Source organism: Bradyrhizobium sp. BTAi1 (assembly GCF_000015165.1).
GTDB lineage: Bacteria > Pseudomonadota > Alphaproteobacteria > Rhizobiales > Xanthobacteraceae > Bradyrhizobium > Bradyrhizobium denitrificans.
Map to the genome: position 1 here is coordinate 2345518 of NC_009485.1, position 14228 is coordinate 2359745.

Below are 14228 nucleotides of genomic sequence, written 5' to 3' on the forward strand. Positions count from 1 at the left end.
GAGCGAAGCGAAGCAATCCAGGGCCCAGCGAGGACTCTGGATTGCTTCGTCGCTGCGCTCCTCGCAATGACGAAGGAGGGAGCGCAGGTTGGTCGGCTTCTGCGCTCCTCCGAGTTCGTGATCAGAACTTCAGATTGGCAAATATCCGCACCCCGATGCCGGGCAGCAGGACCTGATCCTTGGTGTAGGACACGGAGTTGCGGATCTTCTCGTTCAGCAGGTTGTTGCCGACCAGGCCGACCAGCATCTCGCGCGCGCCGAACATGTTCGGATCGAGCTTGGTCCGGTAGCTGACCTCGGCCTTCAGCAGGTTGTAGCCCGGAGTCGGCGTTTCCGCGATCGGGGCGATGTCGTTCTGGGCGAAGGCGTGCAACAGGTTGACGCGTGTCAGCCAGTTCGCGTCGCGCCAGAACAGGCCGCCGCCGATGCGCAGCGGCGGAATCCGCGGCACGTTGGTGCCGTCAGGGAATGTCGCCCGGACGACGTCGAACTGGTTCTCGATGCCCCAGATGCCGGTGCCGAGCGGAGCGACATCGAACTGGCTCTGGAACTCGGCGCCGCGGAACAGCGCGTTACGCTGCGAATAGACCGCCTGGTTGAGATTGGCACCCGCAGTGCCGCATGAGTCGAAATCGTCGCTGCACATCACGCCGGTGAGACGGCGATAGATGAAGTTGCTGAACTGCGTGTAGTAGGCGGTCGCCTCGAAGCGGAACGGACCGGTAGCCTTGCGCAGGCCGACCTCGACGGTCTTGGCGGTCTCGATCGTCAGGTTCGGGTTGCCGATGTCGAAGGTCGCGGTCGCATCATGCCCGCCGCGCGAGAACAGTTCGGCCGCCTTCGGCGCACGCTCGACATATTGGGCCGTGATGCTCGCCACCAGATCGCCGGGCAGATCCTGCAACAGGCCGACGCTCGCGCTCTTCGGCGTGTAAGACGGGTTGCGGGCGATGTTGGCTTGCGGCGCGCCGTTCGGAAGAAAGTCCGCCGGGAAGTCGGGCGTGGAGCCGTTCAACGAGACGTGCTCGATGCGGCCGGCGACCTGCGCTTTGGTCGTGGGCGTGAAGGCGAGTTCATTGAAGACGTAGCCGGCAACGCGGTTGTTGGTGTTAGGCCCGAACAGGCCGTTGAAGACGGTGCCTGGATTGTCCGGGCTCGGCGCGTTGAGCTCCTGGTGACCCGCCTGTAGGCCATAGGCCGTCGTCAGCGTGGCGAAGCGCAGATTGACCGGCATCATCTGCATTTCGACGCGGATTTCCTGCTCGCGGTTGGTGAAGGTCTGGCGGACGCCGTCGGTCGCCGGGTTGGTCACATCGGCGAGTCCGATTTCATTGTGCCGGTAGTCGGTCGCACCGGCCCAGAAGCGGATCGCGTCGATCGCCGCCGAGTCCGGCCGGTACTCGCCCTTCGCGGTGATCTTGGTCTGATGCGCATCGATGCGCGTCCGGTTGTCGGATCCGTCGGTTCCCGGAATGTGGTAGAGCGCGTCGGTCTGCGTGATCGCCGCGCCGATGAAGCCGCCGCTGAAGAAATAGCTGCCGCCGATCGAGGCGCCGTCATTCTGCACCGCCGAATTGGGCTGCCGGCCGTTCACCGGACGGGTCTGGTCGAACAGATACGGATAGCCCGGAATGGAATAATCACCGGTCTTGCGGCCATAGGCGTCGGCGTGAAGGGCAAAATTGCCGCCGCCGGCATCGAGCAGCACGCCGCCTTCGACGCCGCGATCGACCGAGCTGAAGGAGGTGCGCGTCTCGGCCGTGACGCAGGGCGCACTTGCCGCCGCGGGCGCGGTCGCGGGCAGGCCATAGCTCTGAAACGGCGCGGTCGAGCACGTCGGCAGCGCCTGCGGGATGCGATTGTTGGTGGCGCTGACGACGCCGCCGATCGACGTCGAGCCATAGCGCAGCGCCGCAGGACCGCGGACCACCTCGATCTGATCGCTGGTGAGCGGATCGATCGGGACGAAATGGTCCTCGCCGAGATCCGAGGCGCCGCCGCCGCCGATGCCGTTCTCGACAATGCCCACGCGGTTGACATCGAGGCCGCGGATGATCGGCCTGCTCGAGGCGCCCGGTGCGAAGCTGGAGCCGGTGATGCCCGGCTTCGAGTTCAGCAGATCGCCGAGTGTGGCGGCACCGGAGCGGCGAAGCTCCTCGTTCGGCACCACCGTGACGGTGGCGAACTGATCGGTCACGACCGGCAGCACGCCTTGCTGGGGGGGCGGCGGCGCGGCCGGTGTTTCGCGCGCGGGCGCCGGCGCACGGGTGCCGCCGCGCGCCACGCGCGTGGTCGGATTGGGCCGCGGCACCACCGGCTTGCGCGCTCGGATCGGGCTCGGCGCGGTGACGTTGACTTCAGGCAGTTCGGCCGCCGGCTTTGGATCATCGGCACGCGCGGAGGCGCTGAAAAGGCACAAAATGGCTGCGGCGCTGCAGCCTGACATCAAAGCTCTGGGCAACATTTTCCATTCCTGATTCTGATCAGGCGTCCCACATCGTCGCTTGTGGGATGCGCCTGCCGCCGGCTTGCGCCGGCCCCATTCGTGCATGCTGTCGCTGCGCGCGTGCGCGCAGCGGTGGCGATGTTTCGCGTGGTTGAGATCAGGCGGTGGGAGGGGCGCGCGGCTGGAACGCCGTGCTGACCGCGACGGCGGCGAGCGGAGCAGTGATCGCGTCGGGCAGACGAAACGCGACGGGGGCGGGAAGGGCGAGAACCGGCGCCGGGGACAGCAGGATCGACTGCGCCATCGCCATGACGGCGCAGATGGCGCAGTTGTCTGCGGACGGCTGCTGATCGGGATCGGGACTTGCCGGCGAGCCGGTGCGAACGCTGGCGATATTGACCGCCGCGCCATCCTGAGCCTGCGCTGCGAGCCAATGAACATGACCGAAGGCGAGCGCGAACTGCAGCAGCAGCGCACACAGCGCCAGCCGCGATCCATGTTTGATGTTCGCGCGAAACCAGCTCATGGCCAGCATTGGCTCATGTCGATCGGCCACCCCGTTCAGCTGAGAGGCTCAGCCATTGTTACAAAGTAACATCGCAGGGGGGATCAGGAACTGTCAATCAGCCGACGACAAATGGCCACTGAATCGGCCCAGCTGTGCCCTCAGCGCCACGCTGACGCGTCCGGATGCGCATGAAGGGCCGCACCCGAACGATTGGTCTCAGCGTCCCTCGCGAACCCAGGTCGCGGCGAGCGCGCCGAGCAGCAGCAGGAGGCCGATCACGCCGGCGAACATCGGCAGCACGCCGACGCCCTTGACCACGCTGGCATCGCGGATCCGCACGCCCATCCAGCCATCGCCGCTGAACAGCGTCGACGAGCGGACCGGGACGATGCGCGGCATGTCGATGCCCGATCCATCGCCGATGCGGCGGGCATCGCCGCCGGTCGCCTGCGCCAGCGGCTTCAGGGTCTCGGTGGTGGAGGTGACCTCGGAGAACTCCTTGGGATTGGTCGGCCCGACATTGATCAGCGCCTTCAAGGTGCCGTCGGTGGCCTGCCACAGGCCGAGCTCGTTGGCGGGCAGGGTCGCGCGCCATTCGCCAGGATCGCCTTGGGCCAGGGTGAGCTCACGCGTCTGGCCCGACGGTGACGTCACGGTCACCGGCGGCACGGTGTCGCCCATGGTCTGGCGGATGACGGCGAGGTCCTTGCCCTGGACCTGCAGCCGCAGCGCCTCCTCGTCGAGGTCAGGCTGCTGCATCAGCCAATGCGACATGCGCCGCAGCAGATCGAGATGTGGACCGCCGCCTTCATAGCCGCGTGCCCACAGCCAGATGTGGTCGGACAGCAGCAGCGCGACGCGGCCGGCGCCGAAGCGCGACAGCAGCAAGAGCGGCTTGCCGTCGGCGCCGGTCATGACCGGCGGGCTGACCGCGTTGCGGGTCTCGACGGTGCGGAAGAAGCGGCTCCAATGCGGCGGCTCGGAGGCCGAGCCTTCGAGCCCGCGCGTGACCGGGTGGCGTTTGCCGGCGTCGGAGAGATGCGCATAAAACGGCTTCTCGGTCACGCCGACCGGTTCGGCGGGCAGCACCGAGTCCAGCGGCGTGCGCCAGATGCTGGTGTTGGAGGCGTAGTCCGGCCCGGCCGACACCAGCACCGCGCCGCCATTCCTGACGTAGCGGGCGATATTGTCGAAATAGGCGATCGGCAGCACGCCCTGGCGGGCGTAGCGATCGAAGATGATCAGCTGGAATTCGTTGATCTTCTGCTGGAACAGCTCGCGGGTCGGAAACGCGATCAGCGACAGCTCGTTGATCGGCGTGCCGTCCTGCTTCTCCGGCGGCCGCAGGATGGTGAAGTGGACGAGGTCGATGCTGGCGTCCGACTTCAACAGGTTGCGCCAAGTGCGCTCGCCGGAATGCGGCTCGCCCGACACCAGCAGCACGCGCAGTTTGTCGCGCACGCCGTCGATCGACACGACAGCACGGTTGTTGACGAGCGTCAGCTCGTTGTCGAGCGGGGAGGCCTCGATCTCGACGATGTTCTGGCCTTCATGCTTGATGTCCACGTCGACATTGGCGGCCTGACCGCTGGTCAAGGTGCGCTCGCTGATGACCTCGCCGTCGCGGCGGATCACGACCTTGGCGCTGGCGCCACTGACGCCCTGATCGTCGAGCCGGAAGCTGATCGTCTGCGGCTGGCCGACGATGCCGAAGCGCGGTGCGGCGGTGATGGCGATGCGGCGGTCGCGCTCGGCATTCTGTCCGGTGATCAGCGCCTGCAGCGGCGCCTGGAAGCCGAGGGCTGCGACACTGCCGGGAATGTCATGCACGCGGCCGTCGGTGATCAGGAAGGCGCCGGCGACGCGATCGACCGGCACGTCCGACAGCGCCGAGGTCAGCGCGCCGAACAGATGCGTGCCGTCGGTCTCGCCATCGGCCTGGCCGGCATCGACGACGCGGACCTCGAGGCCCTTGATCTTCTTCAGGCTGTCGACCAGCGCCTCCTGGGCCGCCTGCGTCTGCTTGTTGCGGTCGCCGAAATTCTGGCTCGGGCTCTTGTCGACGACGACGGCGGCCACCGAGCTCAACGGCTCGCGGTCCTCGCGCGTGAACTGCGGATTGGCGAGCGCCAGCGCGATCAGCGCGAGCGCAGTGACGCGGATCCAGGCCGAGCGCGAGCGGCCGAGCAACAGCAGCGCCGCGATGACCACGATCGCGCCGATCGCCAGCCACAGCACCAATGTCGGAACCAGAGGCGTGAACGCGATGCCGTAGTTCATGAGGCAAACTCGCTGGCTTCGTCATGGCCGGGCCCGTCCCGGCCATCCACGTCGTGCTGAGAGAACGGAGAGACGTGGATGCCCGGGACAAGCCCGGGCATGACGGCGGAGATTGGGGCGGGACCGATGTTCATGACGACCATGGTCACTGCCCGAGCCGTTCGATCAGCGCCGGTGCATGCACCTGGTCGGCCTTGTAGTTGCCGGTCAACGTGTACATCACGATGTTGACGCCGGCGCGGAAGGCGAATTCGCGCTGGCGCGGCTCGCCCGGCACCATCGGCAGCATGGCCTGGCCGTCGGGGCGGAGCGCCCAGGCGCCGGCGAGATCGTTCGAGGTGATGATGATCGGCGACACGCCGTCGCCGCCGCGCGCCGGGCGGGCCGCGCTGTCCTCGTCCTCGTCCTTGGGCAGCGCCTCGACCCAGGTCTGCCCTGCGGTGAAGCGGCCGGGGAAGTCGCGCAGCAGATAGAACGTCTTGGTCAGCACATGCTCGCGCGGCACCGGCTCGAGCTCGGGCACATCCAGCGAGGACAGGATGTCGCGCAGCGACTGCATGCCCGGCGTCTGCTGGGCGCCGTTGTCGCCGGGAGGCGCCTCGACCGCGTCGCGGGTGTCGAAGATCACGGTGCCACCTTGCTTCATATAGGCGTCGATCTTGTTGATCGCGTCCTGCGGCGGCTTCGGCGCGCCCGGCACGATCGGCCAATAGATCAGGGGGAAGAAGGCGAGTTCGTCATGGGCGGGATCGACGCCGACGGGGTCGCCGGCCTCCAGCGCCGTGCGCTGCGCCAGGAACAAGGTCAACCCGGTCATCCCGGCCTTCACGATCGCATCGACATCGGCATTGCCGGTCACGACGTAAGCGAGCCGCGTCTGCGACACTGCACGCATGGCGAAATCATCGCTGGCCGCGTCGGCGCGTGCGGCGGTTGGCAGCGCGACCGCAAGCAGCGCACCGGTGGCGAGCATGACCAAGGCGATCGCCGCCGGCGCGGCGCGCCGCCGGCGTGCCAGTGCGGCCAGCGCGCCGCCGAGCAGCGCGACGATGACCGCGTCGATCAGGAACAGCAGCAAGGCGGTCGACAGCAGGATGCCCCGGAGATCGCGCGGTTCCGCCGTCGTGTAGCTCGCGCGCTTGGCGCGCAGCGCAGAGGTGTCGAGCTGCAGGATGCGATCGGCGGGGCTGAGCGTGTTCACTGCGGTAGGTCCCTCGGCTGGGCCGTAGAAGCCGGGTGGATGATCGAGCGAAGCCCGGTCGTTGAAATCGGCCGGCAGCGGCTTGGCCGTCGAAGGCGGCGGTCCGAAGGCACCGAAGCCGTCGAGGATGTGCAGCGGCGCCAGCGTCGCCTTGGCGCTCTCGCCGGCGGGACCCGCCCCCGGCGTCGAGGTGTAGCCGGACATGTCGACAATGCGGCGGAGCATCTCGACCATGGCACCGGACATCGGCAGATCCGACCAGCGCATGTCGGCGCTGACATGGAACAGCGCGATCAGGCCCTTGCCGCGATGTTCGCCGGTGACCAGCGGCGTGCCGTCCTCGAGCGAGGCCCAGCTCTTGGTCGCGAGCACGGCGTCGGGCTCGGCCAGCACCTGACGGCTGATCGTGACGTCCTTCGGCACGCTGATGCCGGCGAACGGGCCGTCTGCTGCGAACGCTGCGAGATGCTGCGGCTTCTCCCAGGTCAGGCTGCCGCCGAGCGTGCGCCCGCCACGCCGCAGCTTGACCGGCACGAGGTCGTCATCGCCTTGCGCCAGCCGGGGGCCGGCGAAGCGCACCAGCACGCCGCCATTCTCGATCCAGCCATTGAGGCGATCGCGCAGCTCCGGAGACAGCGTGCCGACATCGGCCATCACGATCATCGGCACTTTCTGGTCGAGAAACTGCGTGATGATCTGTTGCGGCGCGCCGCGGTCACCCAGCCTCAGATCGGCGAAGGGCGACAGCGCGCGGGTCAGATAGAAGGTCGGTGCGAGCAGCGGCTGGGCGGTGTCGCTGGTGGCGCCCGAAACGATGCCGACGGCGCGGCGGCGCCAGCGCTTGTCGAGCAGCTGCACGGCGCCGGCCGAGCGCTCGCCCGCGATCTCCAGCCGGGTGATGTCGTTGCGCAGCTCGACCGGCAGGTCGAAACTGGCTTCCGCGTCGTGTGCACCGGCGGCGAAGCTGAATTGCGCCTCGCCGAGCGGCGAGCCCTTGGCGTCGAGGGCGCGCACCACGCCCCCGGGGATCGAGAGATCGGCGCGCAGCACCTTCACGGTCATCCGGGCGGCGGCATTCTCGGCGCCGGCGAGCGCCAGCGCCGACAGGGTGCCGCCTTCGAACACGGTCAGGCTGCGATCGCCGATGGTCTTGGCGAGACCGGTCACGAAATCACTGCCGCGGCCGGGATCGACGCCGTCCGAGAACCACAGGATCTCGGCATCGCCCGTGGCCTTGAGAAAGCGATCGAGCTGCGGCAGCGCGTCGGCGCGCTCGGTGGTGTAGGCCTTGGGCGCAATCTGGCGCAGCGCGACGCGGGCCGCGCCGGCTGGCATCAGCGTGAGATCGCGCGCGGGCTCCGACAGCGGCACGAGCGCAACGCCGCGGCGGTCGGCATCGGCATTGGCGATGATCTCGTCGGCCGCCTTGATGCGCGTCTCCCAGCTTGCGGCGGCGCTCCAGCTGTCGTCGAGCAGCAGCACCAGCGGCGCTTTACTGCCGACGGCTTCGGTGCGCGGATTCCAGATCGGGCCGGCCGCCGCAAAGATCACCAGCGCCGCCGCGATCAGCCGCAGCAATGTGAGCCACCACGGCGAGCGCGATGGCGTCTCCTCTCTCGGCGTGATGTCGAACAGCAGCCGTGTCGGCGGAAACTCGATGCGCCGCGGCCGCGGCGGCATCACCCGCAGCAACCACCACAGCACGGGCAGGCTGATGAGGCCGGTCAGCAGCAACGGTTCGGCGAATGACAGCGGCAGTCCCATCATGCGCCGAGCCCTCTCGTGCCTGCGCCCACTTTGACGCTGCCGCGGGTGCCGACCTTGCTCGTCGTCATGCCGGCGTGCAGGAACAACAGCAACTCGGCCGCCGAGCGGCTGGTGGTGTGCGTCGTGAACAGCCAGTCGAGCTTGGCGGTCTCGGCGCGGATCTGGTCGCGATGCAGCGCGACGCGGGCGACGTAGTCCTGCGCCCAGCTCTCGGCGCGGCCGGCGGTGATCACCTCGCCACCTTCGGGCTCGACGAACTCGACACGCCCGGAATAGGGAAAGGTCTCCTCGGCGGGATCGACTACCTGCACCATCGTGCCATGCGCGCCCGACGCCGACAGGCCGGCGAGCATCGTGCTGATCTCCGGGATCGGCGACCAGAAATCCGACAGCACCACGATTTCGGCCAGCGCCGACGGCACGAAGGAGGGCGGCAGGCTCGGCCGCGCCGTCTCATCATGCAGCATCGCCTGCGCGATGCGGTCGATGACGCTGCGGCTCCCGGTCGGATTGAGCAGGCCGGGAATGCCGACGCGTTCACCGCCGGCGACCAGCAGTTCGGCCAGCGCAAATGTCACGATCAGCGCACGCTCCAGCTTGCTGTCGCGCGCGCCTTTGGAGGCGAAGGCCATTGACGGCGAACGATCCGGCCAGATCCACACCGTGTGTGCGGCCTCCCATTCCTGCTCGCGGACATAAAGATGGTCATCGCGTGCCGAGCGGCGCCAGTCGACGCGCTGCGACGGCTCGCCGGAGACGAAGCGGCGATATTGCCAGAAGCTTTCGCCCGACCCGGCGCGGCGTCGCCCGTGCAGGCCGTGAATGACGTTGGCGGCGATCTGCCGGGCTTCCAGGACCAGGCGCGGCAGCGAGGACGCCAATGTCCGGCTTTCGCCGTCGGCGCGCCGGATTGCGAGGATCTCCTTGTCGGCGTGCCCTGTCGCTGCGGCCATCAACCAATCCGGCTCTTCAGTTGCCGGATCACGTCCGGAATGGTGCGGCCTTCGGCGCGGGCGGGGAAGGTCAGCGCCATGCGATGCTTCAGCACCGGCTCGGCGAGATCGAGCACGTCGTCGATCGACGGCGCGAGGCGGCCGTCGAGCAGCGCGCGTGCGCGCACCGCGAGCATCAGTGATTGGCTGGCGCGCGGGCCAGGGCCCCAGGCGATCAGCTTGCCGGCATCGCCGGCCTCGGCGCCGGGACGTGCCGAGCGCACCAGAGTCAGGATTGCCTCGACGACGGAATCGCCGACCGGCAGCCGCCGGACCAGCCGCTGCGCCGCGATCAGCGCATCGGCGGTCATCGCGCCCTTGGCCGCGCTCTCTTCGGCGCCCGTGGTCTCGAACAGGATGCGGCGTTCGGCGTCGCGATCGGGATAGTCGACGTCGATTTCCATCAGGAAGCGGTCGAGCTGCGCCTCGGGGAGCGGATAGGTTCCTTCCTGCTCCAGCGGGTTCTGCGTCGCCAACACGTGGAAAGGCTTGGGCAGATCGTGCCGCGCGCCTGCAACCGTGATGTGCTGCTCCTGCATGGCCTGGAGCAGCGCCGACTGGGTGCGCGGGCTGGCGCGGTTGATTTCGTCGGCCATCAAGAGCTGCGCGAACACCGGTCCGGCAATGAAGCGGAACGAGCGCTTGCCCACGGTGCTCTCGTCGAGCACCTCGGCGCCGAGAATGTCGGACGGCATGAGGTCGGGCGTGAACTGAACGCGCTTGGCGTCGAGGCCGAGCGTGACGCCCAATGTCTCAACGAGCTTGGTCTTGGCCAGGCCGGGCACGCCGATCAGTAAGGCGTGGCCGCCGGACAGGATCGTCACCAGGGTGTTTTCCACCACGCGGTCCTGGCCGAAGATGACGCCGGAGATCGCCTCCTTTGCCGCGCGGACCTGACCGGAGACCTGTTCGGCGGATCGGACGATCGCATCCTCGAGCTTCTCGGCACTCTCAGCCATTCCCGTCGCTCCTTCTGCCCCGCATTTCAACCTTCAGACGGTTGTTCCGCTCCAATTTGTCAGGAGCCGGCTGCCAATCTATGCGAAGGCGCTGTATTCGTTGAGTTAAACTATCCCCATATTATCGGCATTACGGGGTATTGACGGCATCACGATATGGCGACCTTACATGACGTGCACGGCCGTCAGGAACTTTTGCACAGACGAGCGCGATGAATTCTTGCACCAATCGTGCCAAGGCGAACGCAAACTCGGGGCAAACCATGGCGAAGCAAGGGCAGAGTACCGATATTGGACTCGATCGGTTGACCTCGGCCGTGACACAGGCCGGCGCATCGGGAAAAGGCCTCCCGCCGGTGCATCTGTGGAATCCGCCATTTTGCGGCGATATCGATATGCGAATCGCCAGCGATGGTAGCTGGTACTACATGGGCACGCCAATCGGCCGTCCGGCCCTGGTGCGGCTGTTCTCGACCATCCTCAAGCGCGAAGGCGACCGTTATGTCCTGGTCACGCCGGTCGAGAAGGTCGGCATTCGCGTCGATGATGCGCCCTTCATGGCCGTAGAAATGCGGAAAGAGGCGCGTGAGGGCGGAGCGCGGCTCTACTTCCGAACCAATGTCGACGATTGGGTCGTCTGCGACGCCGAGCACCGGCTGCGCTTCGAGCCGGGCGAAAGCGGCGGATTGACGCCCTATCTGCACGTCCGCGCCGATCTCTGGGCCAAGGTGACGCGGTCGCTCTATTATGAGCTTGTTGACATGGGTCAGGAGCGGATGATCGATGGTGATGTCATGTTCGGGGTGGAGTCGGACGGTGCGTTCTTCCCCATGGCCAACGCAGAAGAGGTGAGGGCGGCGCTTTGAACGAGCCCATGGTGGTGAGGACGACGACGGCCGAGGTGAACTCGGTCGAGTTCTTTGCGCGTGGCCGGGAGCGGTTGCGCTTCGACGTTCCAAAAGCTCTGCTCGATCCGGACGTCATTCCGACCAGCGGCGATTCCGGCACCGATCGCATGCTCGAAATCATCGCCCGCGAGCAGCCGATCCGGCCCGCAGCCGTGCTGATCCCCGTGGTCGATCATCCCGAGCCTACCGTGCTCTTGACCCAGCGCTCGCCGAATCTCAGCAGCCATGCCGGCCAGATCGCGTTTCCGGGCGGCAAGATCGACGTCACCGACGCCTCGCCGCTCGACGCGGCCTTGCGCGAGGCGGAGGAGGAGGTCGGGCTCGACCGCAGCTTCGTCGACCCGATCGGCTATCTCGACGTCTACGGCACCGCGTTCGGCTTCCGCATCCTGCCGACCGTGGCCCGCGTACGGCCCGGATTTACGCTCAAAATCAACGAAGGCGAGGTCGACGATGCGTTCGAAGTGCCGCTGGCCTTCCTGATGGACCCCACCAATCATCAGCTGCATTCCAAGGAATTTCGTGGCATGGAGCGCTCGTACTACGCGATGCCGTTTGCGGAGCGCTACATTTGGGGGGCGACGGCGGGGATCCTGCGCGTGCTCTACGAACGGATTTATCTGCCATGATCCGACCCGTGTTGACGGAAGTCGGAATCTTCCTCATTCCTTTCGCAGTTTATATTGTGTTTTTGATCGCGACCCGGTCCGGGCTCCTGGTGCCTGCCTCATGGCCGCTGCACCTGGTCGCAAAATTGACGGTGGCGGCGTTGTTGCTGGTGATTGCAAGTCTGGTCCTGCTGGCGGAATTCTCCGGCGCGCCGCCGCATTCGACCTACGTCCCCGCCCATATCGAGAATGGCAGGCTCGTTCCCGGAGCCGAGAAATGACCGAGGTACGGGTGCTGAGCGCGCCCTGGCTCTCGTCCGGTCCGGCCGCGCGCGTGCTGGCGCTGCTCAACAGCGACGGCGAGGAGGCCCGGGTGGTCGGCGGCGCCGTCCGCAACGCACTGCTCGGCATCGATATCGGCGATATCGACATCGCGACCACGGCCCTCCCGGCGGAGGTGATCCGCCGCGCCAAGGCCGCCTCGATCAAGAGCGTGCCGACCGGTATCGACCATGGCACCGTGACCTTGGTGCTGGAGGGGCATCCATTCGAGGTCACGACCCTGCGCGAGGATACCGAGACCTTTGGCCGCAAGGCCAAGGTCGAGTTCGGCCGCGACTGGATCGGCGACGCGCATCGGCGCGACTTCACCATCAATGCGCTGTCGGTGGGGCCGGACGGCGTCGTGCACGATCATGTCGGTGGGCTCGCCGACATCGCGGCGCGGCGCGTGCGCTTCATCGGCGATCCGGCACAGCGCATCGCAGAGGATTATTTGCGCATCCTGCGCTTCTTCCGCATCCATTCGGCGTTCGGCCACGGCGTGCCCGACCGTGACGGCTATCTCGCCTGTATCGCCGGTCGGGCCGGGCTCGCCACCTTGTCGGCCGAACGCGTGCGGATGGAGATGCTGAAGCTGCTCGTCACCGAGGGCGCGGTCGGCGCGGTCACTGCGATGACCGATGGCGGATTGCTGACCGCGATTCTCGGCGGCGTCGCTTATCTGGGCCCGTTCGCGGCGATGATCGAGATCGAACGCACGCTGGCGCTGCCGCCGAGCGCCGTTCGGCGCCTTGCGGCGCTCGCCGTCGCCGTCACCGAGGATGCGCGCCGCCTCGGCGCGCGGTTGAAGCTCTCCAATGCCGAGACCAAAGCGCTCGACGGCATGGGTCACCGCTGGTGGCGGCTTGCGACCGCCGACGAGGCGCGCGCGCGGCGCCTTCTGTATCGTCTCGGTGAGACCGTCTATCGCGACCGTCTGATGCTGGGCTGGGCTCGCGCCGGGCGGGATCACGATGCGCAACGCTGGCGCGAGCTGGCGCTGTTGCCGCAGCGCTTCACGCCGCCGAAGCTGCCGCTGAAGGCGGCCGATTTCATCGCGCGCGGCGTCGCGGAAGGGCCGCTGCTTGGCCATGTGCTGACGCTTGCGGAGGATGCCTGGCTCGCGGCCGACTTCCCGCTCGACGAGGCCTCTCTGAGTGCGATCGCCGATCAGGCCGCGGCGCGGGTGAACCGCGACGGACGCATCTAACGGTTCGATCCTGGGGGGCATTGCCTCACAACAGCGGCGTCACGGCTCCGGGCTCTGACAGCGGCCGAAGCCGTCGCGCAGAATCTCCTCCGGCAGATCGCGCCCGATGAACACCAAGCGGCTGCTTCTCGGCTCCCCGGGCTTCCAGGGACGTTGATGATCGCCCTCGAGCAGCATGTGAATGCCTTGAACGACAAAGCGATCGGGATCGTCCCGGAAATGGAGGATGCCCTTCAGACGCAGGATATCCGTCCCGAACAGCTGGACCGTCTGCTGGATCCACGGAAAGAACTTCTCCGGAACGAGCGGGATTTCCGTCGTCAAGGACAGGCTTTTGACATGGGAATCGTGCTCGTGGTCATGGTCCTCGGCGAGAAAGTTCGGCTCGAAAGCGAGAACCCTGTCGAGATCGAATGCATGGCGATCGAGGATCTGCTCGAGATCGAGCGCGCAGCGCTGCGTGCGATGGAGGGTCGCATAGGGATTGATCAGGCGGATGCGGGCCTCGATCGTATCAAGCTCCGCTTCCGAGGCGAGATCGGTCTTGTTGAGGAGCACCACGTCGGCGAATGCGATCTGCTCCTGCGCCTCCTGCGCGCGATCGATGTCTCCGAGCAGGTGTCTCGCATCGATGACGGTGACGATGGCATCGAGCCTGGTGTCGCGGCGGACGTCCTCGTCGACAAGGAATGTCTGTGCCACGGGGGCGGGGTCGGCGAGCCCGGTGGTTTCGACGATGATGCCGTCGAACTTGCCGCGCCGTTTCATCAATCCCTGCAAGATCCTGATGAGATCGCCGCGCACGGTGCAGCAGATGCACCCGTTGTTCATCTCGAAGATCTCTTCCTCCGCATTCACGACCAGATCATTGTCGATGCCGATTTCGCCGAACTCGTTGACGATGACGGCGTAGCGCTTGCCATGTGTCTCGGTCAGGATGCGGTTCAGCAAGGTTGTCTTTCCCGCACCGAGATATCCGGTGAGAACGGTGACGGGAGTCTGTTTGATGGCCGCGGTCATGTTCGTCT

At 66.9% G+C, this 14228-nt stretch carries 11 protein-coding genes; 4 read left to right on the plus strand and 7 right to left on the minus strand.

Annotation, left to right across the window (positions count from 1 at the left end; genetic code table 11):
• Positions 1–121: 121 nt before the first annotated feature.
• The 6 genes from BBTA_RS10555 to BBTA_RS10580 all read right to left on the minus strand — a co-directional run bounded on the left by BBTA_RS10555 (position 122) and on the right by BBTA_RS10580 (position 10153).
• Positions 122–2446 carry a TonB-dependent receptor gene (locus tag BBTA_RS10555; RefSeq protein ID WP_012042472.1) on the minus strand — a complete coding sequence of 775 codons (2325 nt, stop codon included), beginning with the start codon at positions 2444–2446 and terminating at the stop codon, positions 122–124.
• 157 nt (positions 2447–2603) lie between these two features.
• Complete coding sequence (locus BBTA_RS10560) at positions 2604–2972, minus strand: DUF2946 family protein (protein ID WP_012042473.1); 369 nt, start codon at positions 2970–2972, stop codon at positions 2604–2606.
• Positions 2973–3170: 198 nt separating this feature from the next.
• Positions 3171–5234: a membrane protein gene (locus tag BBTA_RS10565; protein WP_012042474.1), complete on the minus strand. Its 2064-nt coding sequence runs from the start codon at positions 5232–5234 to the stop codon at positions 3171–3173.
• 145 nt (positions 5235–5379) lie between these two features.
• Positions 5380–8202, minus strand: coding sequence for a DUF4159 domain-containing protein (locus BBTA_RS10570; RefSeq protein ID WP_012042475.1), 2823 nt, complete (start codon positions 8200–8202; stop codon positions 5380–5382).
• Positions 8199–9155, minus strand: a complete 957-nt coding sequence (locus BBTA_RS10575) for a DUF58 domain-containing protein (RefSeq protein ID WP_012042476.1) — start codon at positions 9153–9155, stop codon at positions 8199–8201. The genes BBTA_RS10570 and BBTA_RS10575 overlap by 4 nt, the downstream gene beginning before the upstream one ends.
• Positions 9155–10153, minus strand: a complete 999-nt coding sequence (locus tag BBTA_RS10580) for a MoxR family ATPase (protein ID WP_012042477.1) — start codon at positions 10151–10153, stop codon at positions 9155–9157. The genes BBTA_RS10575 and BBTA_RS10580 overlap by 1 nt, the downstream gene beginning before the upstream one ends.
• Positions 10154–10416: 263 nt before the next feature.
• On the opposite strand from BBTA_RS10580, the gene BBTA_RS10585 reads away from it, so the two are divergent.
• The 4 genes from BBTA_RS10585 to BBTA_RS10600 are packed head-to-tail and all read left to right on the plus strand — an operon-like array spanning position 10417 to position 13200.
• Entirely contained in the window at positions 10417–11019 is a 603-nt protein-coding gene (locus BBTA_RS10585) for a DUF1285 domain-containing protein (protein ID WP_041750533.1), read from the plus strand.
• 8 nt (positions 11020–11027) lie between these two features.
• Positions 11028–11690, plus strand: coding sequence for a CoA pyrophosphatase (locus BBTA_RS10590; RefSeq protein WP_371260190.1), 663 nt, complete (start codon positions 11028–11030; stop codon positions 11688–11690).
• The gene (locus BBTA_RS10595; protein WP_012042480.1) at positions 11687–11950 is read left to right on the plus strand and encodes a DUF6111 family protein; all 264 of its coding nucleotides are present in this window, start codon (positions 11687–11689) and stop codon (positions 11948–11950) included. Before BBTA_RS10590 ends, BBTA_RS10595 begins: the two co-directional genes overlap by 4 nt.
• Positions 11947–13200: a CCA tRNA nucleotidyltransferase gene (locus tag BBTA_RS10600; RefSeq protein WP_012042481.1), complete on the plus strand. Its 1254-nt coding sequence runs from the start codon at positions 11947–11949 to the stop codon at positions 13198–13200. Before BBTA_RS10595 ends, BBTA_RS10600 begins: the two co-directional genes overlap by 4 nt.
• Before the next feature lie 39 nt (positions 13201–13239).
• Here the strand turns inward: BBTA_RS10600 and BBTA_RS10605 are convergent, their stop codons facing one another.
• Complete coding sequence (locus BBTA_RS10605; RefSeq protein ID WP_012042482.1) at positions 13240–14220, minus strand: GTP-binding protein; 981 nt, start codon at positions 14218–14220, stop codon at positions 13240–13242.
• Positions 14221–14228: the final 8 nt, after the last annotated feature.